The organism is Lewinella sp. 4G2 (genome assembly GCF_001625015.1).
Taxonomy (GTDB): Bacteria; Bacteroidota; Bacteroidia; order Chitinophagales; family Saprospiraceae; genus Neolewinella.
In genome coordinates this window covers 446,314-464,913 of record NZ_LVWJ02000019.1, presented here as the reverse complement: position 1 = coordinate 464,913, position 18,600 = coordinate 446,314, and the positions used below count along the sequence as shown (strand labels likewise).

Sequence of the window (18,600 nt, the reverse complement as noted above, 5' to 3'; positions counted from 1 at the left end):
ATTGACCCACATTAAATTGTGGAAGGCAAAGGCCCCATCGGTAATCTACCGGCGGGGCCTTTTGCTATTTAAGTGAGTTGTGTGGGAGATTCCAAGTAGAGTTCAACTGACAGTCCCACTTCGAAGAGAGGTAACATTTCAGCGATACGTCATAGCGTACGGGCCAAAAAGAAAATTTGTAGCTTGCGGCACAACTGAAACCTTAGAAGTATGTGGAAGAATCTTAAGGGATATTTCATCGTCGATGAAGAAGATGGAAATAAAGCCAAAAAGGGAACGGGAGTAGTCAAACCCGCCCCCTCTCCCCAACACTCTGCAACGGGGCAACCCGCATCGGTACCAGTTGGTGGTACTCAGGATGCCTCCGGAGCGGTCAATGATAAATTCGTCAAGATTCTGATGGAGGCTATGGAAAAGGCCAATCTTCCTGGTTTTGACTACCTGGAGTACAAGAAGAGCCTCCAAAACCTGAAGAAGATGAACTTCACGGATGACGTACGCTATCAGACTGCCTTCGCTGCCGCTCAAAGCATGGGGGTATCTCCTCAGGATTTGCTAAAGTCCGCCGAGCACTACGTAAGTGCTTTGAATAAGGAGCAGACGAAATTTGGTCAGGCACTAAGTGGCCAGAAATCACAACAAGTCAACGATAAACAACAACGATTAAAGCAGCTCGACGAGAGTGTCGCTCAGCAAGAAGCCAAGATCAAGGAGCTGCAGGAGAAGATTAAAAAAACTAAAACGGAGCAACAGCGCCTCCGTGGCTCTATTCAACAGAGTATGGGCAAACTGGCAAAAACACAGGCAGACTTTGAAGCGACCTTCAAGGTCATTACCGAAAGTATCAAGGTGGACGTGGAGAACATTAAAAATTACCTTAAGTAGTCGATATCCATGGGATGTTCGTCGATAGCCCGGTAACAAAAACTCCTCCCGAAGCCTTTTATCTACGCACCAGGGATTCTGTATCTTTGGTACGATCAACTGACCGACTAAAGCGTAATCAATTATGGATGCACCTCAAATGAAACCAAAGTCCTTCTGGCAACGGCCGGAAGGGGTGACCGGACTTATATTCCTCGTCGCCATCTTAGGAGGCATTGGGTTCCTCGCGGTATCATTACCCTGGGCGGCTATTTTAGCCAACACGCTGTACATGGCGGGTGTCATCGCCGTTCTGGGTATCCTGGTCTACATGGTCCTCGACCCAAAAATGAGGAACCTCGTCTACTACATGTATAAGTCCGTGATGCGGGCCATCACCGGAATGTTCGTCCAGATCGATCCGATTGGCATCCTCAAAACTTACGTTGAAGAACTGCAGAACAATCTGCGGAAGATGAACAAGCAAATTTCTCAGTTGCGTGCGCAAATGCACAAGCTCAAGGAAGTCATCGTAAACAACGAACGCGAAATCAGTAGTAACCTGAAACTTGCGGGTAAAGCGAAGGAAACTAATAAGCGCAACGTGATGATCCTGAAAAGCCGCCGCGCCGGCCGCCTGAAGGACAGCAACATTCGCCTGGAAACGCTCTACCAAAAAATGGAGGTGCTTTACCGGGTGCTCACCAAAATGTACGAGAACAGCCAGATCCTGAGTGAGGACATCAAGGATCAGGTGATGGTCAAAGAGCAAGAACGCAAAGCGATCCACGCCAGCCACGGTGCAATGAAGTCCGCAATGAGTGTCATCAACGGAGATCCCGACCAACGCGCCATGTTCGATATGGCCATGGAGAACATTACCGAGGACGTAGCGAACAAAGTGGGAGAAATGGAGCGCTTCATGGAAATGTCCGCCAACTTCATGGATTCCGTTGACCTCCAGAACGGTGTTTTCGAAGAAGAAGGCATGCAAATGCTTGAGCAGTGGGAAAAGGAATCCACAAGCCTCCTGCTCGGCGAAGAAAAAGGCACTCTCCTCCTCAAGGCGGAATCCAACACCGACGTACTCGACCTGGATGCACCCATTCCCGAAAGAGCGCGGCAGTCCGGATCGAAGAATCAGTACGATTCTTTCTTTGACTAACTGCTGCGGGAGCACTACTTCGTAAGGTGGTAGTCGCAACGTACAGCGTTGAACATAGATTAGTCTCTCAACCCAGGATGTCGGAGTCGCAAGACCTGGCATCCTGGGTTTCTTTTTAGCAAAGGCCCTGGCTACTACTATACTTTACTCTCGTACCTATTAAGATCATCTCACTGTAGCCATCCGCCCGAATGCGCAAGCTTCCCCCCATTATCTACCTCATTCTGGTATACATGTTCCTGGCCTTCGGCTGGTGGACGATCCTGTTAATGCGGAAAAACACGGAGGTCTACAATGCTCAGGTAGAGAAATTAGCCCTACGCATGGCGGTAGAGCAGCGAATTGAGCAGCCTAAGGACTTCAAGCTTACCCCTGAATACGCCACCATGACGCGGCAACTCGAGCGGCAGCAGTACATGGTAATTGGGGAAGCGCTTTTACTGGCTACACTGCTGATCATCGGTTTGGTCGTACTGTTCCGCAACCTAAAGAGGGAGATCAGTGCCGCCGAGCAGCAACGTAATTTTTTGTTAAGCATCACTCACGAACTGAAGTCCCCACTCGCTGGCATCCGCCTCATCCTCGAGACATTCCAAAAAAGGAAGGAATTAAAGCCAACCATTCAAGAAAAACTGAGCACTAACGCATTGGCAGAAACCGACCGCCTCACCGCGCTAGTCAATGACTTACTGCTGAGCGCTAAACTGGAAACGGCTTACCAACTCAACAAAGAAGAATTGCAGCTTGGAGATATCATTCAGGATGCCGCCGACCGGGTAGCCGTAAAGTATCGATCTGCGAATTTGCACGTAGATATCGAGCCAGACCTCCCCCCCATCAACGGTGACAGAATGGGTATGATGAGTGTCGCTGTCAATCTCCTCGAAAATGCTGCCAAGTACAGCCAACCCAATCCGGTAATTCACACCTCGGTGCAGCGTGGTGGCTCCACGGAACTAGTTTGGGAGGTCAAAGACAATGGCATGGGAATTACCGATAAAGAGAAAAGAAAAGTCTTCACTAAATTTTACCGCGTCGGTAGTGAAGATACCCGGACAACAAAAGGGACGGGCCTCGGTCTCTTTATCGTTCGCCAACTCGTTGAACTTCACGGAGGACAATTAGAATTGTCGGACAACCCTGAAGGTGGCACGGTATTTAAAATCTTTCTCCCAACAATCAAAGGTTGAGTTGAACCGCTCTACCTACCTTCGGGCCCTACGAAATACGTCATTATGCAAACTACTCCCCTTACGAACGTCCACCGGGAACTTGGTGCTAAACTGGTCGATTTTGCGGGCTTCGAAATGCCCCTTACCTATACTAGTCTTAAGGAGGAACACCAAGCCGTTCGGGAAGCTGCGGGAATGTTTGACGTCTCCCACATGGGCGAGTTCATCATCCGCGGAGCTGGTGCTCGGGATCTCGTTCAGTACGTGACCAGTAACGACGTAGATAAGCTAGCCGAAGGGCAGGCGCAGTACAGTTGCCTGCCTCGCCCTGCAGGTGGTATTGTGGACGACCTCCTGGTCTACCGTCTTCCCCCCAACCCTAAGATGGGTATGTCTGGCGAACACCCCGCCTACATGCTGGTGGTGAACGCTGGTAACATCGTAAAGGATTGGCAGTGGATTGAGCAGCACAACACATTCGGTGCTGAGATGATTGACATCTCCGCGGATACGGCGCTCCTTGCCGTTCAGGGTCCAAAGGCGACCGCTATCCTTCAAACATTGACGCAGCATGACCTAACTGCTATCCCTTACTATCAATTCAAACGGGGGAGCCTGGCTGGAGTAGACAATGTGATTCTCTCCGCCACGGGGTATACCGGGTCGGGTGGCTTTGAGCTTTACCTCCAAGCGGATAAAGCTACCGAAGTTTGGTCCGCCATCCTCAAGGCCGGAAAAGAAGAAGGTCTGATACCTTGCGGCCTCGGCGCGCGCGATACCCTTCGGCTGGAGAAAGGTTACTGTCTCTACGGTAACGACATTAATGATACGACCACGCCACTGGAGGCGGGCCTTGGATGGATCACCAAACTGGCGGGAGACGATTTTGTGGGTAAGGATCATCTCGTCCAACAAAAGGAAGCCGGCCTCGGTCGCCGTCTGGTAGGCTTCAAGGTCAATGGTCGGCGTTCGCCCCGAAATGGCCACGGCCTACTAGATGCGGAAGGTAATCCAATTGGGGAAGTCACTAGTGGCACCCATGCACCCAGCCTCGATTACCCCATCGGTATGGGTTACGTAGCGATTGGCAATCACCGGCCGGGCACGAAAATTCAGGTTGATCTTGGCCGTAAAACGATGGAGGCGGAAGTCGTAAAGCTTCCATTTCTGCCTTAACGTCAAAACTTTACAGCCCTCGCAGAAGGCCAGTCGCAGTAGATCCGCGACTGGCCTTTTGTGTTGGTGAGATTAACTAAGCGTTTACGGCAATGCTGACCTACTCAAATTCCCAACGGCCTACGGATTTGTTCTCCGCCTCTTCCCAGTCTCGCCACCGTACGAGTTCGTGGTAGCGCCCGTTGGTCCAGTCCTCCAATCCATTATCGTAAGCTTCGCTGCCGGGATGTCCGGAAGACCCACCGGGGATGGCACCCCAGGCCCGCGGATATTTCCCGAGTTCAACGACCATTCGCCAACTCGCGCCGTGGCCTCCCCGGAGCACGCGTGGGGAAGTGCCTCCGCCCGCCGTAGTGATCAGGTCTGAGCCGAGCCCCGGGATGGCCCCTAGGTGCCTTACCCGACTATTGCGGACAACGGCCCATTCTTCGGGTTCGCCGCCCTCTAAACCTTCCAGGATCTCATCAAAAGCACGTTGTACTAACGTAGCGGCGGTTTCCCGAAACTCGGTGGTAGCGACGATGTCAAAAATTTCGTGTTGCGGTTGTTTGCGGATCAGCTGAGTCCAGGCACGCTTTCCCGGTAGGAGGAAGTCGCGATCCTCCGCCTTTAATTCATCAAAAGTGAGTTCAAAGACGCGATTTTTCCATCGCTCGAATACAGTAGTGGCCTGGCTATTGCCTTGGTAGTCATAGTCCCAGTCAGCTACCAGGCGTAGTAATCTTTTCCCGTCGTCACTCAGTTGGCTGCGGTTCAAGCGCGCCAGTAGCAGTGGCGTCAACTCCTCGGCGAGTAGCGAGCGGCTGTCTAACTGCAGTTCTTTCATGGAGCGTTGATTCATCACCCCTTCACGCTCCAGGTGGCGGTTAATGTAGCGGCCTCGGTACTGCGCAAATTTACCGGTATAAGGGTAGGGGAAGGCCGGCCCGGTCGTGACCTGGTTAGCCGAAGAAACGAACCCCCGTCGAGGATTAAGTTGGCCGGGCCGTTGCTCAAAAGGAATGAATCCCCGCCAGTTATTAGCCGAAACGCTTCCGTCGTAGGGGCGGCCTCCATCTCCGCTACTCCGGACGGGAAAGAATCCATTTGGCCGCATGGCAATGTTATCGTAACGATCCGCGTAGGCGAAGTTTTGGGCTGGGTCTACGTGTCCGCGGAGCGCCGTTTCGTAGTCCGCATGCCCTTCCGCTCGCATCAGTTGTAGGAAGGTGCCAACACTGCTGTGTTTACGCTGCTGACCACCGACTGCTACGTGACCCAGGTAGCGCATAGCGTGGTCAGCGTAGGGTCCCTCCGTGTAGGGAACCGGCCCGAAGATGGTATACGGCGTTTCGATGATCTCAACCTCGCGGCCTTTTACAAACAGCGTATCGCGCACAATTTCGGCCGCAACGGTTGCGCCGTCGAGCACGTATGCAGTGCGGGATTCGTCCGTCCATTCAATTTTAAACCAGTCAGTGACGTCTTGCCCAACGTTGGTTTCCCCGTAGGCGATATGGTCATTATACCCAATCATGATGCCCGGGGAACCCGGCAAACTCACGCCCCGCGCATTCATTTCTGGTAGGTGGATTTGGATTTCGTGCCAGATACTTGGCAGGGTTAACGTTAAGTGCGGGTCGCTGGCCAGCATAGGGTAGCCGGTGTTGGATAGTCTTGCGTTCACCGCCCAGTTGTTCGATCCATTTCCGGGGTCGGGTGGCATTAGCGTGAAGGCGTGTGGAAATGTATGAAGATCTGCAAGTAGTGGTTTGGACGGGGCAGATATGTTCTGGGGCGCTGCCGCAGGTGCAGAGAAAAGGGGCTGGGGCTTAACCTCACTATTTGAGCTGAACCTGCCAACCGGTTGAGGTTGGCCCTTTCGTGATTTAGGTAATTGGGCAACGGAGGAAGCGTCAGGAATGACGGGCTCTTCACCCGCGGAATGATCGGGGTACAGTAGGCGATAGGTATCCGGAGAAAGGGTTTTAACCGTAGCTGCTCGCTCGGCGTCCGCAAATCTGCTGCTAAGCGCCTGCGACATCCCCTTGAGGAGAAGCATCGTCCGGTAAGGGGACCACTTTTGTGGTGAGTGGCCCAACAGCTTATATTCTACGGGGTAGTCCGAAGGAGCTAACTGGTTGATATACGTGTTGATGCCTGCGCTGTAAGCGGATATCTGTTCTGCATCCTCCGGAAAATTTTGGTAGATGGTATCTACTTCCTGTTGGGCGCTCCGCCGGTAACCCTTGCGGATTTGGTCAAGGTCCCGCGCGTAAGTTCTGTCCCCAAGGACGGCGCTCAGCGTACCATCCGTAGCGCGGGTGCTGACGTCCATTTGCCACAGCCGGTCGGCGGCGTGTACGTAACCCTGGAGAAAACTGGCTTCGCTGAGCGTGTTCGCGAAAATGTGTGGTACACCCCGCCGATCAAAAAAGATCGTCCCTTTTGCCAGTGGATGCTCGAGTTGAACTTTGGAAATTTGACCTCTCGTCCAATCCGCCGTAGCGGCATTCGTCCAGAAGCCGGTCGGTGGGTTGAAAAATGTACCCAAGCGGGGTAAGGGAGACCCCATGATGCCTTCCGCGCTGCCGACCAGCACCCAGAGAAAAAGTAGCAATATGGAGAGTACGAGTGCTGGCAGTTTCATAGGTAAGCAAGGTACGGCGGGGCCATTGCTTGTCGGATAAGAAATGGATAGTGGTCCGTGGCTGGCTTTGTTCTATAATGCGGGAATAATTGTAATCCGGGCCACGTTTAGCCATTCGGGCTAAGTATCTTTGAGCCTTGGCGCTACGGGCGCCCTAGATCCCACAAGACTAAAGATTGATGCGTAATTTTTTCTCCATATTACTCGGAGCGTTCCTGCTCCTAGTCAGTGTTAACGTAAGCGCTCAGGTAGGTAATCCTGCCAGGGCGGATTCGGCTTCCCTGCAAAAGCAATTCGATGAGATGTTGCGGGTGTCGAATCGCTTCCAAACTTATAAGGTGGTCCGAGAACCATTCTTGCGGGCATTTATGGCCAACGTGCAGGATTCCATCAGCACCTACACTACGGAAATTAAGGAGCTCAATTCTACTATTTCCACTCAGGCGAGTAAGATTCAGGAGCAGACGGCCAGCATTGCGGAGCGTGATGGCACGATCGTCGGTCTGGAGGAAGACAAGGAAAGCATTAACCTACTTGGAATGCCCCTCTCCAAGGATACCTACAGCACGATCATGTGGACGACCATCCTCGTGCTCTTTGGTGCATTGCTGTTAGCCTTATTCCGCATGCGCTACGCTACGGGCACGGCAACGGAAGCCAACGAGAAAGCCGCCAAACTGACGGAGGAATTGGAAACCTCTAAACGCCGCCGGCTGGAAGTGGAGCAGAATCTCCGCCGCCAGCTTCAGGACGAACTCAACAAACGGACTCAAGGGCCACGGACTATCTAAGTTGGTCTTTAGTCGTCTGCACTATTGACAAGCGTTGAGGTGACCGTCCGACCGAACCCACTCCCGGTCGGATCTTGGTGGTTGTCCCTATTACAGTCAGCTACTACATCACTCCAAGGCTCGGTTTCCCGTCCCCACAAACTTTGCACCTGCGGCAGCGCCTCGCAGTACGCTGCGCAGATAGTCAGGGCGTTCAAATCCGACAGCGGTGCGGAAACTTTAAGCTTTAACGCACAATAGACGGATGGGAATAAGGGTTTACCTTAGCGTGGCCGCCCGGCAAACGTTAAGCCCCGCTTTGGGTGCTGAATTGGCGTTATATTTGCGGCCCCTAATCTGAATAATCGGCTTACCTCAGCTCTATGAATTACTGGTTAAAAGCAACCCCTCTCTTCGCACTTGCCGTGCTCCTCATCTCGTCCTGTGGGCGGAATGACCGCGACTCCACGACCAACTGGAAGATGAACGATACCGATTGGGGTGGGTATGAATCCAAGAAAGACTACGACGGCCAGGAAACACCGCCCAATATGGTGTTGATCCCCGGTGGTTCTTTCGTGATGGGTTTCACCGAAGAGGATGTGCCTTACGACTGGGATAACATTCCCCGCCGCGTAACGGTCTCTACCTTCTTCATGGACCAGACGGAGATCAGCAATGATAACTACCTGTTGTACCTGGAATGGACGCGCCTCGCTTACGGTGAATCCTACCCCGAAGTTTACGTGAATGCCCTTCCGGATACGCTGGTATGGCGCGATGAACTTTCGTTCAACGAGCCCTACGTACAAAACTACCTGCGCCACCCCGCTACCAAGGACCACCCCGTAGTTGGTGTGACCTGGACGCAAGCCCGCGAATACTCTCGTTGGCGGACGGACCGGGTAAACGAAGCCATCCTGATCGACAAGGGAATCATCAATCCGAACCCCGCGCCGAAGGACGAAAACGTGTTCGTTACCGATGCCTACACAACTGGCCAGTACCAACCTGAGATCCGTAAGGGCGTCAAGGACTACCGTACCGGTGGTGACCGCCAGGTACGTTGGGAAGATGGTATCCTCCAGCCTGAATTCCGCCTGCCAACCGAAGCAGAATGGGAATACGCCGCACTCGGCCTTCAGGGCCTCCAGGAAAACGAAAAGGACGAGAACTACACCGACCGCCGGGTTTACCCCTGGTCTGGCACGGGCGTTCGTTACCAGCGCCACGATCGTTACCAGGGCCAGATGTACGCCAACTTTAAGCGCCGTGGTGGTGACTATATGGGTATTGCCGGTAAGCCAAATGATGGCGCTTCCGTAACTACCCCCGTTACCGAGAATTACCCGAATGACTTCGGTCTCTACAATATGGCCGGTAACGTCAACGAATGGGTACTTGACCTCTACCGTCCGCTCACCACGCAGACGCTGAATGACTTCGAGAACCACGATCTCAACTCCTTCCGGGGTAACAACTTCCAGAACGTAAAGCGTGACCCAGTAACCGGAAAGATCGCGGAGAAGGATAGCCTTGGCCGCCTCCAGTACGAGTACGTAACGGACGAAGAGGCCGCTCAGCGGGACAACTACAAGACTGGCCGCCCCTTCAACTACCTGGATGGTGATGAGCAGTCCGAAGCTGTCTACGCTACGAACGAGCACACCTTGATCTCCGACAAAGCGCGCGTTTACAAAGGCGGCTCTTGGGCCGACCGTGCCTACTGGCTCAGCCCTGGTACGCGTCGTTTCATGGACGAAGACAAGGCGAGCCGTTCCGTCGGGTTCCGTTGTGCAATGATTCACCTTGGCGGTGAAGCAGAAGCAGCCTCCGGTGGTAAGAAGAACCGCTTCGGTAAAGATGCCAAGAAACAGCGCCGCCGCTCGCGCCGGTAATCTTTAATATGAGCAGTGAAAATCCCCTTCGGCTACCAATACCGAAGGGGATTTTTTTGTGCAAGCATCAAAAGTATGTCGCCTTTAATGTGGCTCGGCGCCGAGATAAAATCGCTGGTTAAGAAGATCGAAATTAGCCACCCCGTGTATCTTTAAGCCCATGAAATATGTGGACCCGTCCGAACTGTATTCCGCTTATCGGAAGCATCCGAATATTCAGATTGATAGCCGGAAGGTTAGTGGTGGCGACCTCTTTGTCGGCTTTGTGGGGACGCAGGTAGATGGTAACAATTACGCTGCGAAAGCACTGGCGCAAGGGGCCGCTTACGTGATTGTCGACAACGCGGAGGTATGCCCCGCCGGAGACGAGCGTTACTTGCTGGTGGAAGATAGCCTGGCCGCGCTCCAGGAGCTGGCCATCACTCACCGAAAGCAGCAGCGCATGCCCACGCTGGCCATTACGGGAAGTAACGGTAAGACGACGACGAAGGAGTTGATCAACGCGGTGATGTCCCGGCAATACCGGGTGCACGCTACGCCGGGTAATTACAATAACCACTTAGGTCTTCCCCTCACCGTACTGTCCACTCCGGAGGAAACGGAAATGTTGATCCTGGAAATGGGCGCCAACCATCAGGGGGAAATTGCAGACCTCTGCGTCATCGGCCGGCCTACCCACGGGCTGATCACTAACATCGGGGAGGCGCACCTGGAGGGATTCGGTGGCATCCCTGGCGTCATTGCTGGAAAGGGAGAACTGTTCGATTACTTGGGGACTCAGCGCGGCGTCTGCTTTGTCAACGAGGATGAGGAATACCTTTCGGAAATGGTCGACCCCAACGCACGGGTCATATATTTCCGCGAGAGTGACGCGCCCAGCAAGGAGGTGGCCGCCATGGAGATTAAGGTGCTACAATTACATCCCCACATCCGGGTAGAATTCCTTTCCGGACACGGTGAAACATTGACGGTTGACGTCGAACTAAGTGGGCGCCATAATTTGCAAAACGTAAAGGCCGCCGTTGCGGTAGGTAAGTACTTTAAAGTACCCGGGCGGGAGATCGCCACGGCGCTTGCTGGATACCGCTCCGAAAACCATCGTAGCCAGTGGATGGAGCAAGGTGGGGTAAAGTTCTACTGGGATGCCTACAATGCGAACCCTTCCAGTACAATGGCAGCGCTCAATGGGTTCGGGGAAGAAATTGAATTCAGTGCAGCCACCGCAGTGATCGGGGAGATGTTAGAATTAGGTAGCACCAGCGCGGAAGCCCACCGACGCATTGCGTTTCGAGCGGGACAGGTGGCCGGGCAGGTAGCTTTGGTGGGTGAAGCCATGCGCGAACCAGCCCGGGAATTTGAACGGCCGTGGTTCCAGAATAGCAATGACTTAGCTACTTGGTTTTGGAAGCAGGATTGGTCTGGGCAAACCGTTTTCGTCAAGGGCAGCCGGGGTAACAAGCTGGAGCGATTGCTGGAAATAGCGCCGAAAGAGTAACGGTAACGAAAAGTAAGCCTATATCTATTCGTAAGATCGTCGGATAGTGCAGATCAAGTATAATGCCGCCTGCTTCTAGTTAGTGGCTATTCGATAATCTCTCCCGTTGTATCCTGTTTTACGGTGACGCTTTCAGGCTCTACTTCGGCTTTTACAGGTGGGGCAGTAGTAGCATCAGGTTCGTCTACTCGGTCCACCAGATCGCCCAAGTGCACCTTAGGGCCGAGGTAGTAAAGTTCGTCATTTACGGAGGCCTCCAGATCGTCCATATCGGCACCGATGAAGGTTATGTCGCCCGACGCGGCACATTTTAGGTAAAGGGGAATGGCCTTGACGGAGCGGATGGCTTCGAGGGCTTCATCAATCAATTTAGGATCATGAATGGGGTAGACGTGGTGGCCATTATTCGTGCGCGCCGTCCGGTTGAAGATCAAGTAGCTAGCGAAATGGCTAAACAGTGAACGCTTGGAATAACGGTGCCGCATAACTTCTTTGCGGGTGATCAATCGGTAGATGCCGCGTAGGCCTTCCCGCGACCGGTAGTTATTCGTGATGTAGAAATTATCCTCATCACTACTCGTCATGGCCAGGATGTAGCCTACGTCGGTAAGGTCCAGCACCTTATCCAAATCGTCCGTATTCACGGCACTTTCCACTACGGCCAGGTTAGCATCCCTAGCGGTATCTGCCGCTGCCTGGTTATCGGTGACGATGGTGACATCGCGGCCACTACCCTCCAGTGAAACGGCCAGTTCACGGGCACCTTCCCCACCACCAAAGATGACGATGCCACTTCCCTTAGGAAGGCTGACGCGTAGCTTTTTGGCGAGGAAGCCAGCCAGCGTAGCGTTCAGCAAAACGGTTCCGAGGACGATCATGAATACTAAGGGAGTGATGTATTCCGCCCCGGCAATACCCCGCTCAGCTAATTCCAGACCGAAAAGGGAGGCGACACCCGCGGCAACAATACCTCGTGGGCCAACCCAACTGATGAAGGCTTTATCCCGCCAATCCAGATCCGAACCAGCCAGACTCCAGAATACACCCAGTGGACGAGCAACGAAAACGACGACGAGGAAGAGGGCCAGGACTTTAGGTTCCAGGACAAGCATGATCTGCTCCACGGTAATGTTGGCCGAGAGCAAAATGAAAAGCATGGAAATAAGCAGGATCGTAAGGCTCTCCTTAAAGTCCAGAATATCGTGCAAGAAAGGAACATCGCGATTCGCTAAGAAGGCACCCATAACCACCGTCGTCAAAAGGCCACTTTCGTGAGCGATGGCATCCGACATTAAGAAGGCTCCGATCACTGCAGCCAGGGTAAATACGTTGAGCAAAAACTTGGGCACGTAGAGGCGAGTGATCAAGAGGTAAAGCCCATAACCTAGCGTCGCTCCCAGTCCGATCCCGACGAGGCCCGAACGAGCGAATTCAATAATGGCTTCAGGGACCGTAGCGTCCGGTTCGTAGAAGGCGATGATGAACTTATAGAAGAGGACGGCCAGGAATGCCCCCACCGGGTCAATGACGATACTTTCCCACTTCAAAATAGTAGAGATCTGCCGCTTGACGTTGATCTGCCGCATGATGGGCGCAATCACCGTTGGCCCCGTCACCACAATCAGTGTGGAGAACAGAAAGGCTATCTGCCAATCCAACCCAATAATGAAGTGAGCCGCAAAGCCAGCCACAATCGTCGTGGTAAAGGCTCCGTAGGTGGAGAGCCGCAGAATACTATTCGTCAACCCTTTTATTTCAGAGGTCTTCAGCGTCAGCCCACCCTCAAATAGGATGAGGCCGATCGCCAGGGAAACGAAACTGTACAGCAGGTTCCCTGGGAATAATCCAGTACCGGCATCGGGGTCAAAAGTGGGGCTCAGTAAGGCGTGACCAGTGTACCATTCATAGCCCGGGCCAACGCAGAGCCCCGCCAGGATTAGTGGAAGGATTGCGGGTACTCGCAAGCGCCAGGCCAGCCATTGCGCGAGAATACCAATGATGATGAGTCCTCCAATTTCGTACATAATCCGGGGGGGAAGGGGAGTAGCCTTGCGGCTTAGTACTCCGAGGTTTAAGTTTCCGAAGCAATATACTACTCGCGGAACACACACCAAGGATGATATCTTGCGGCAAGAGTTTATCTCTTCCCGGCTGATTACTACCATTCAGGTTAGAAGGTTGCACACTGAAAATAAGCGCGGTAGCCGGCAGGCCAGCCACTATATTTGTCCAGCTACGCCTAATAGCGAAGCTCTATACCTAGTGCAACGAACAGAATTCGATCTTTCCCTTAAAAACGATTCCTCCCCACCCGCTGGTTCCTCGCTTGCCGTAGCTGCTTTATGGTGGCTCTGCAATTCCAACTGGGAGAAAGCTCACGACCTGATTGATCGGGAACCCGGCATCGACCTCGCCTGGATCCACGCATTCTTACACCGCATGGAAGGTGACCAGGCTAACGCCAGCTACTGGTACGCCCGCTCCGGAAGGCAAAACCCGGGAACGACGATCGGTAAGGAACTGGAGCAGCTACTCTCCTACTTCCTGGGGTAAGAGCCACTGGTAATCGGAATACTTGCAGCATTGACTTAAGCTCGGACTAATCCGACTGCCCAGCCTAATCAATCAACCCTCACGACTAAGCCTTTCAGGTATTCCCCTTCCTGGTGGTAGAGGTTGACGGGGTGGTCCGCCCCCTGCGAAAGGTGGTGGAGTACACGACAATTCCGCCCGGATTCCAACCCCGCAGCGACGATTGTATCGTAGAATAATTGCCGGTCCACAACGCGGCTGCAACTGAAGGTAAAAAGTAGCCCACCTGGTTTAATGGCTTTCATCGCCCTGGCGTTGAGCCGTTTGTAGGCCTGGACGGCTTTGTGGCGCTTATGCTTGTTCTTTGCGAAGGCCGGTGGGTCGACAACGATGATGTCGTAATCCTGGTCCGCGGCGTGCTCCTTTAGCCACTCCATGACGTCGGCGGCGTGGGCTTCGTGGCGGCCGGGATCGAAGTCACCATTTCGTGAAACGTTATCCTCCGTCAGCGTGATGGCCGATCCACTCAGGTCCACACTCTGCACCTGCGCGGCGGCGCCCAAAAGTGCGTACACGGAGAAACCACCGGTGTAGCAGAACGTATTGAGGATCTTTTTGCCCTCGGCGTAGCTCCCGAGTAACCACCGGTTGTCGCGCTGGTCCAGGAAGAAGCCGGTTTTCTGCCCGTCGGCTACGTTGACGCGAAAACGACGGCCATTTTCCAGGATGACAAGTTCGGTAAGTTCTTCACCCGCCAGTACCCCGTTTTCTGCCTGGTAGTGGCCCGGTAGGGTGCTACTACTCTTATCGTAAACGGTAGTAATGGTGCCAGAAAGTAATTCCAACAGGAGGGCCGCAATGGTGTCCTTGAGCAGGTGCATCCCCACGCTATGGCACTGGATGACGGCTACGGACGCGTAACGGTCCACGATGAGGCCCGGCAAGCCATCACCGGCTGCGTGTACCAGGCGGTAGGCATTCGTGAGTGGGTCTTCGCTCAGGCCTAATTGTTTACGCAAGGCAATGGCATCCTCGAGGCGATCCCGTAGCAGTTCTTCGATCGGAAGTTCGTGCTCTCCAAAGTCCAACAGTCGGACACGAATACCTCCAGTGGCGTAATGGCCAAACCCTAGGCGCTCCCCGTCGATGGCATCTACGGCCACCAATTCTCCGTCTTCAATGCCATTATCTTCCCGTTTGATGGCGCCGGAAAAGATCCAGGGGTTGCGGCGGCGGATGGCTCCATCCTTGCCTTTGCTCAGGGTCACTGTTTTCATGGGGCGAAGGTAGGATTTAGTCTGTAGTCTATAGTCTTTAGTCTGCAGTTCAGCATTGAGCTACCTTTGGTCCATGAAGATGCTTATTGTTGGTCAGGGGTTGGCGGGGACGCTGCTGGGGTTTCGGTTAGCGGAAGCCGGGTACGACGTAAACTTCATGGATGCACCGGGTCAGACCGCTTCCAGTAGTATCGCAGCGGGCATCATTAACCCCATTACGGGGCGCCGTTTCGTCAAGAGTTGGAAGATCGATGAGCTCTTGCCCGAGACCATCAATTTGTACGGTCGGATATCCAATTTACTCGGGCGCACTTACTGGCATCCGCAACCATTGATTCGCACACTGTACAATCGGGGAGATGTTAATGACTGGGAGGTGCGGTCCGCGGATGAGGGTTACGTAGCGTATATGGACGACGACCCGGCTCTGGGTCAGCTTCCCGAAATTACTGCACCCGTCTTTGCCTACTGCGGCGTTCAGCAAGCCGGACGGGTGGACGTAAAAAACCTGGTGAATGATTACCGCGCGTACCTTTTGCGAGATAGGCGGTTTACCGCTGGCACCTTCGAATATGACCAGGTGCCGGCACACCTCGAGCGCTACGACCGTATCATTTTCTGCGAAGGTTGGCGGGCTCGTTATAACCCCTACTTCATTTTCGCCGGCCATTCCGGTAACAAGGGGGAGGTCTTATTCGTGAAGACCGACGCACCCCAACTGGATCGAATGTTTAAGCACCGGGTATTTCTCGTTCCCGTTGAGGAGGAGCTTTACTGGGTGGGAGCGACTAGTGAAAATCAGTTTGAGGACGATGCGCCAACTGCTGCTAACCGGAAGTTTCTGGAGGATCGATTATCCGAAGTGCTAACCGTGCCCTACGAGATCATTTCCCACGCCGCTGCCGTGCGCCCAACATCTCGGGACCGCCGGATGATGATCGGTGCCCATCCGGCAAAGAAGCGACTATTAATCCTCAATGGCTTGGGAACGAAGGGCGCTTCGCTGGCTCCCCTGGGCAGCAAGTGGTTGTTTGAATTTATCACCAATAATCAGGCGATTCCCGCAGAGGTAGACGTCAATCGCTTTTGGGATTCATCGAAGTAGCTTCTCCCTGAATTCTCAATCAGCTACCTGCTACTGTTTAGGTACTCAAGCCAAAGAAAAAGCCCCGCTCACCAGTTGGCAAGCGGGGCTCTTTATTGTGAGTTTTGCTTGGATTAAGCATTCTTCTCTACGTCGGAAGCGCCTTCGGGGGCAACTTCTTCGGCGGCTTTGAGGCCTTCCTCGGCGGCGGCAGCAGCTTCGGCTTCGGCGACGGCTTCACCGGCGATCTTGGCGGCTTCAACTTCAGCGTCGGGGGTAGCGGCAGCTTCTACGCCCTCGCCGGTAGCTTCAGCAACGGCGGCTTCGGTAGCGGCAGCTTCTTCGGGCTGATCGTCGGGCGTAGTGAGTTGCTCTTCGGCGTTGGCTGGGACTGCAACTTCTTCGGGAGCGGGCTCTTCGATGACGGGTGCGACACCGGCAATGGCCGTGTGGAAGTCAGCAATTTTCTGAGCTTCCTTCTGGCGGGCGGCTTCGGCGGCGCCTTCTTTTCCTTCGATGAAGGCTACCCACTTCTCGCTGGCTTGCTCCTGCGTGAGGGCACCTTTAGCGACACCCCGCATGAGGTGCTTGTAGTACATCACTCCCTTGAAGCGGAGGATGGCGGCTACGGTGTTAGAGGGTTGAGCACCCTTCGTCAGCCACTTGTAAGCGGCCATGCGATCAAGATCGATCGTAGCGGGGGTGGTCATTGGGTTGTAAGTACCGAGCTTTTCGATGAACTTACCGTCACGGGGGGCGCGGGAGTCAGCGGCTACGATATGGTAGAAGGGACGTTTGCGGCGACCGTGGCGTTGGAGTCTGAGACGAACTGGCATAAGGACAAATTATCTAGGTTAGTTAAGTACCGATTTCCTCCCTGAAGGGGCGGTCGGTTTTGTCGTTGGACCCGCAAAGTTAAGGCGCAACCCTTACGCCGGCAAGTAAGCATTGAGTCTTTGCTGCAAATTTTTCACTGTCCACTTGGGCGCTTCCGCGGGTATGATGCAATGGGGAAAATATGGATCGCTTCTTTTGGGTTGCGGACCGACATAAAAGTGGTTCCGGCCCCTAAATGCCAAGGAATAAACTGTGTGGGGGTAGGTGAGTGCTTGCCCCAAAGTTTAATACCTTAGGGCTAAGAATTTCACCATGCCACCCGTTTTACTAACCGATTTGAGCCTTTTTTTTGGCCGCTTTCACCCTTTGGTCGTCCACCTGCCGATCGGCTTTTTGCTGTTAGCGGCCGTTCTGGAATGGTGGCCGGGCAGTAAAGCCAGGCCCGCCATCCGCGTAGCCTGGGTACTCGGCGCCGCCTCCGCGGTGGCCGCCGCCTTATTCGGTTGGTTACTGGCCGAAGAGAGTGGTGGGGGAGATACCCTCTTTTGGCACCGATGGTTAGGGATCAGCGTAGCCGTACTGGCCGTGGCTGGAGTGTTCTTAACGCATAAGGGGGGTAAACTGGCTAAGGGTTACGGAATAGTAGTAGCCGGCCTCCTCGGCTTAGCCGGTCACCAGGGCGGCAACCTGACGCACGGTGAGGAATACCTCTTCCAACACGCTCCGCCAATCGTTCAACGCATCGCCGGCCATGAGGGAGAGGCGGAGACTATTCGCGACTGGGAGACGGTCAATACCGATTCCATCAACCTTTACCACACCTTCCTCCAGCCGGCCATCACCGAAACGTGCGCGAAGTGCCACAACGATCAGAAGCAAAATGGAGGCCTGCGGATGGATGAACCTCACTTTGCCTTCTTGGGCGGAGATACTGGCCCCCTGTTCGTCCCCGGTAATGCGTTCGGGAGCCTGTGGACCAAACGTGTCACCCTGCCTTCCTCAAATGCCAAAGCAATGCCCCCCCAGGGTGATCCGTGGGATTATACGGAGATAGAGCTGCTGAAGTATTGGATTGATCAGGGAGCGGACACCCTCTTTACATTCGACCCAAGGGATACGCCCGAATCCATTAAGCTTCTCCTCCAACGGGATTATGGTTTGGACCTACGCCCGCGCTTATTCGTCGAAACGATCACTGCACCCGCGTTGAGCGCCCAGGAAATGGAAGAACTCGCTGGTTTGGAATGGTCGCTCAGTTCCCTGCAACCGAAGGGAGGCGCTCTGGAAGCAAAAGTGCAGCCCGGTAAAAGCACCAGCCCCAAAGCCATCAGTGAACTCGCCAGAGTGGCCGCCGACCAGGTCGTCTACCTCAGCCTGGATAGAATGCCGGTCACCGATGCAGACCTGCTACCCTTGCGCCAATTCCAGAACCTGAATCGCCTGCGCCTGAACGGTACGCAGGTAACTGGTAGCACCGTGGAGCAACTAAAAGAGCTCCAGCATCTCGAAAGCCTGAACCTCTACGGAACGCAAGTGAAGGATGACATTTTTACGCATCTGGCGGACTACCCGAAACTAAAGCGCGTCTATCTGTGGCAGACGGGGGTGAGCCCGGCCGCCGTGGAAGCTTTCACCGCCGCTCATCCAAGTATTGCCGTAAATACTGGATACCAGCCAGTTGCCGCGCCCACGTCTAAATAA

At 54.0% G+C, this 18,600-nt stretch carries 14 protein-coding genes; 10 read left to right on the top strand and 4 right to left on the bottom strand.

Annotated features, from left to right (window positions below; genetic code table 11):
- Positions 1–210: 210 nt before the first annotated feature.
- The 4 genes from A3850_RS18925 (at position 211) to gcvT (ending at position 4,377) form a co-directional block, all read left to right on the top strand.
- Positions 211–885 (top strand): hypothetical protein, encoded by a 675-nt coding sequence (locus tag A3850_RS18925; RefSeq protein ID WP_068220959.1) that lies wholly within the window; start codon positions 211–213, stop codon positions 883–885.
- Between the two features lie 139 nt (positions 886–1,024).
- Entirely contained in the window at positions 1,025–2,029 is a 1,005-nt protein-coding gene (locus A3850_RS18920) for a hypothetical protein (RefSeq protein WP_369916987.1), read from the top strand.
- A gap of 191 nt (positions 2,030–2,220) precedes the next feature.
- Positions 2,221–3,219 carry a sensor histidine kinase KdpD gene (locus A3850_RS18915; protein ID WP_068220953.1) on the top strand — a complete coding sequence of 333 codons (999 nt, stop codon included), beginning with the start codon at positions 2,221–2,223 and terminating at the stop codon, positions 3,217–3,219.
- A gap of 45 nt (positions 3,220–3,264) precedes the next feature.
- On the top strand, positions 3,265–4,377 hold the full coding sequence (gene gcvT / locus A3850_RS18910; RefSeq protein ID WP_068220950.1) for a glycine cleavage system aminomethyltransferase GcvT: 1,113 nt from the start codon (positions 3,265–3,267) through the stop codon (positions 4,375–4,377).
- A gap of 100 nt (positions 4,378–4,477) precedes the next feature.
- On the opposite strand, the gene A3850_RS18905 is transcribed toward gcvT, so the two are convergent.
- Positions 4,478–7,006 (bottom strand): penicillin acylase family protein, encoded by a 2,529-nt coding sequence (locus A3850_RS18905; RefSeq protein WP_068220947.1) that lies wholly within the window; start codon positions 7,004–7,006, stop codon positions 4,478–4,480.
- A 179-nt stretch (positions 7,007–7,185) separates the two neighbouring features.
- Between A3850_RS18905 and A3850_RS18900 the strand changes: the two genes are divergently transcribed.
- The 3 genes from A3850_RS18900 (at position 7,186) to murF (ending at position 11,169) form a co-directional block, all read left to right on the top strand.
- Positions 7,186–7,797 carry a hypothetical protein gene (locus A3850_RS18900; RefSeq protein WP_157501455.1) on the top strand — a complete coding sequence of 204 codons (612 nt, stop codon included), beginning with the start codon at positions 7,186–7,188 and terminating at the stop codon, positions 7,795–7,797.
- 362 nt (positions 7,798–8,159) lie between these two features.
- On the top strand, positions 8,160–9,674 hold the full coding sequence (locus A3850_RS18895; RefSeq protein WP_068220941.1) for an SUMF1/EgtB/PvdO family nonheme iron enzyme: 1,515 nt from the start codon (positions 8,160–8,162) through the stop codon (positions 9,672–9,674).
- A gap of 160 nt (positions 9,675–9,834) precedes the next feature.
- Positions 9,835–11,169 (top strand): UDP-N-acetylmuramoyl-tripeptide--D-alanyl-D-alanine ligase, encoded by a 1,335-nt coding sequence (murF, locus tag A3850_RS18890; RefSeq protein WP_068220938.1) that lies wholly within the window; start codon positions 9,835–9,837, stop codon positions 11,167–11,169.
- 86 nt (positions 11,170–11,255) lie between these two features.
- Here the strand turns inward: murF and A3850_RS18885 are convergent, their stop codons facing one another.
- On the bottom strand, positions 11,256–13,193 hold the full coding sequence (locus A3850_RS18885) for a sodium:proton antiporter (protein ID WP_068220935.1): 1,938 nt from the start codon (positions 13,191–13,193) through the stop codon (positions 11,256–11,258).
- Between the two features lie 238 nt (positions 13,194–13,431).
- Between A3850_RS18885 and A3850_RS18880 the strand changes: the two genes are divergently transcribed.
- Complete coding sequence (locus A3850_RS18880) at positions 13,432–13,722, top strand: hypothetical protein (RefSeq protein WP_068220932.1); 291 nt, start codon at positions 13,432–13,434, stop codon at positions 13,720–13,722.
- A gap of 68 nt (positions 13,723–13,790) precedes the next feature.
- On the opposite strand, the gene A3850_RS18875 is transcribed toward A3850_RS18880, so the two are convergent.
- Positions 13,791–14,978, bottom strand: a complete 1,188-nt coding sequence (locus tag A3850_RS18875) for a class I SAM-dependent rRNA methyltransferase (RefSeq protein WP_068220929.1) — start codon at positions 14,976–14,978, stop codon at positions 13,791–13,793.
- A gap of 73 nt (positions 14,979–15,051) precedes the next feature.
- Between A3850_RS18875 and A3850_RS18870 the strand changes: the two genes are divergently transcribed.
- Positions 15,052–16,083 (top strand): FAD-binding oxidoreductase, encoded by a 1,032-nt coding sequence (locus tag A3850_RS18870; protein WP_068220926.1) that lies wholly within the window; start codon positions 15,052–15,054, stop codon positions 16,081–16,083.
- A 113-nt stretch (positions 16,084–16,196) separates the two neighbouring features.
- Here A3850_RS18870 and rpsP read toward each other — a convergent pair whose 3' ends face one another.
- Positions 16,197–16,898, bottom strand: coding sequence for a 30S ribosomal protein S16 (gene rpsP / locus A3850_RS20535; protein WP_068220923.1), 702 nt, complete (start codon positions 16,896–16,898; stop codon positions 16,197–16,199).
- 337 nt (positions 16,899–17,235) lie between these two features.
- Here rpsP and A3850_RS18860 point away from each other — a divergent pair, with 337 nt between their 5' ends.
- On the top strand, positions 17,236–18,600 hold the full coding sequence (locus A3850_RS18860) for a c-type cytochrome domain-containing protein (RefSeq protein ID WP_197494117.1): 1,365 nt from the start codon (positions 17,236–17,238) through the stop codon (positions 18,598–18,600).

What these genes read in the sequence shown, in the direction of transcription:
- A3850_RS18925 (WP_068220959.1), top strand. Translation starts at nt 211, where the DNA reads ATGTGGAAGAATCTTAAGGGATATTTCATCGTCGATGAAGAAGATGGA.
- A3850_RS18920 (WP_369916987.1), top strand. Translation starts at nt 1,025, where the DNA reads ATGAAACCAAAGTCCTTCTGGCAACGGCCGGAAGGGGTGACCGGACTT.
- A3850_RS18915 (WP_068220953.1), top strand. Translation starts at nt 2,221, where the DNA reads ATGCGCAAGCTTCCCCCCATTATCTACCTCATTCTGGTATACATGTTC.
- gcvT (WP_068220950.1), top strand. Translation starts at nt 3,265, where the DNA reads ATGCAAACTACTCCCCTTACGAACGTCCACCGGGAACTTGGTGCTAAA.
- A3850_RS18905 (WP_068220947.1), bottom strand. Translation starts at nt 7,006, where the DNA reads ATGAAACTGCCAGCACTCGTACTCTCCATATTGCTACTTTTTCTCTGG.
- A3850_RS18900 (WP_157501455.1), top strand. Translation starts at nt 7,186, where the DNA reads ATGCGTAATTTTTTCTCCATATTACTCGGAGCGTTCCTGCTCCTAGTC.
- A3850_RS18895 (WP_068220941.1), top strand. Translation starts at nt 8,160, where the DNA reads ATGAATTACTGGTTAAAAGCAACCCCTCTCTTCGCACTTGCCGTGCTC.
- murF (WP_068220938.1), top strand. Translation starts at nt 9,835, where the DNA reads ATGAAATATGTGGACCCGTCCGAACTGTATTCCGCTTATCGGAAGCAT.
- A3850_RS18885 (WP_068220935.1), bottom strand. Translation starts at nt 13,193, where the DNA reads ATGTACGAAATTGGAGGACTCATCATCATTGGTATTCTCGCGCAATGG.
- A3850_RS18875 (WP_068220929.1), bottom strand. Translation starts at nt 14,978, where the DNA reads ATGAAAACAGTGACCCTGAGCAAAGGCAAGGATGGAGCCATCCGCCGC.
- A3850_RS18870 (WP_068220926.1), top strand. Translation starts at nt 15,052, where the DNA reads ATGAAGATGCTTATTGTTGGTCAGGGGTTGGCGGGGACGCTGCTGGGG.
- rpsP (WP_068220923.1), bottom strand. Translation starts at nt 16,898, where the DNA reads ATGCCAGTTCGTCTCAGACTCCAACGCCACGGTCGCCGCAAACGTCCC.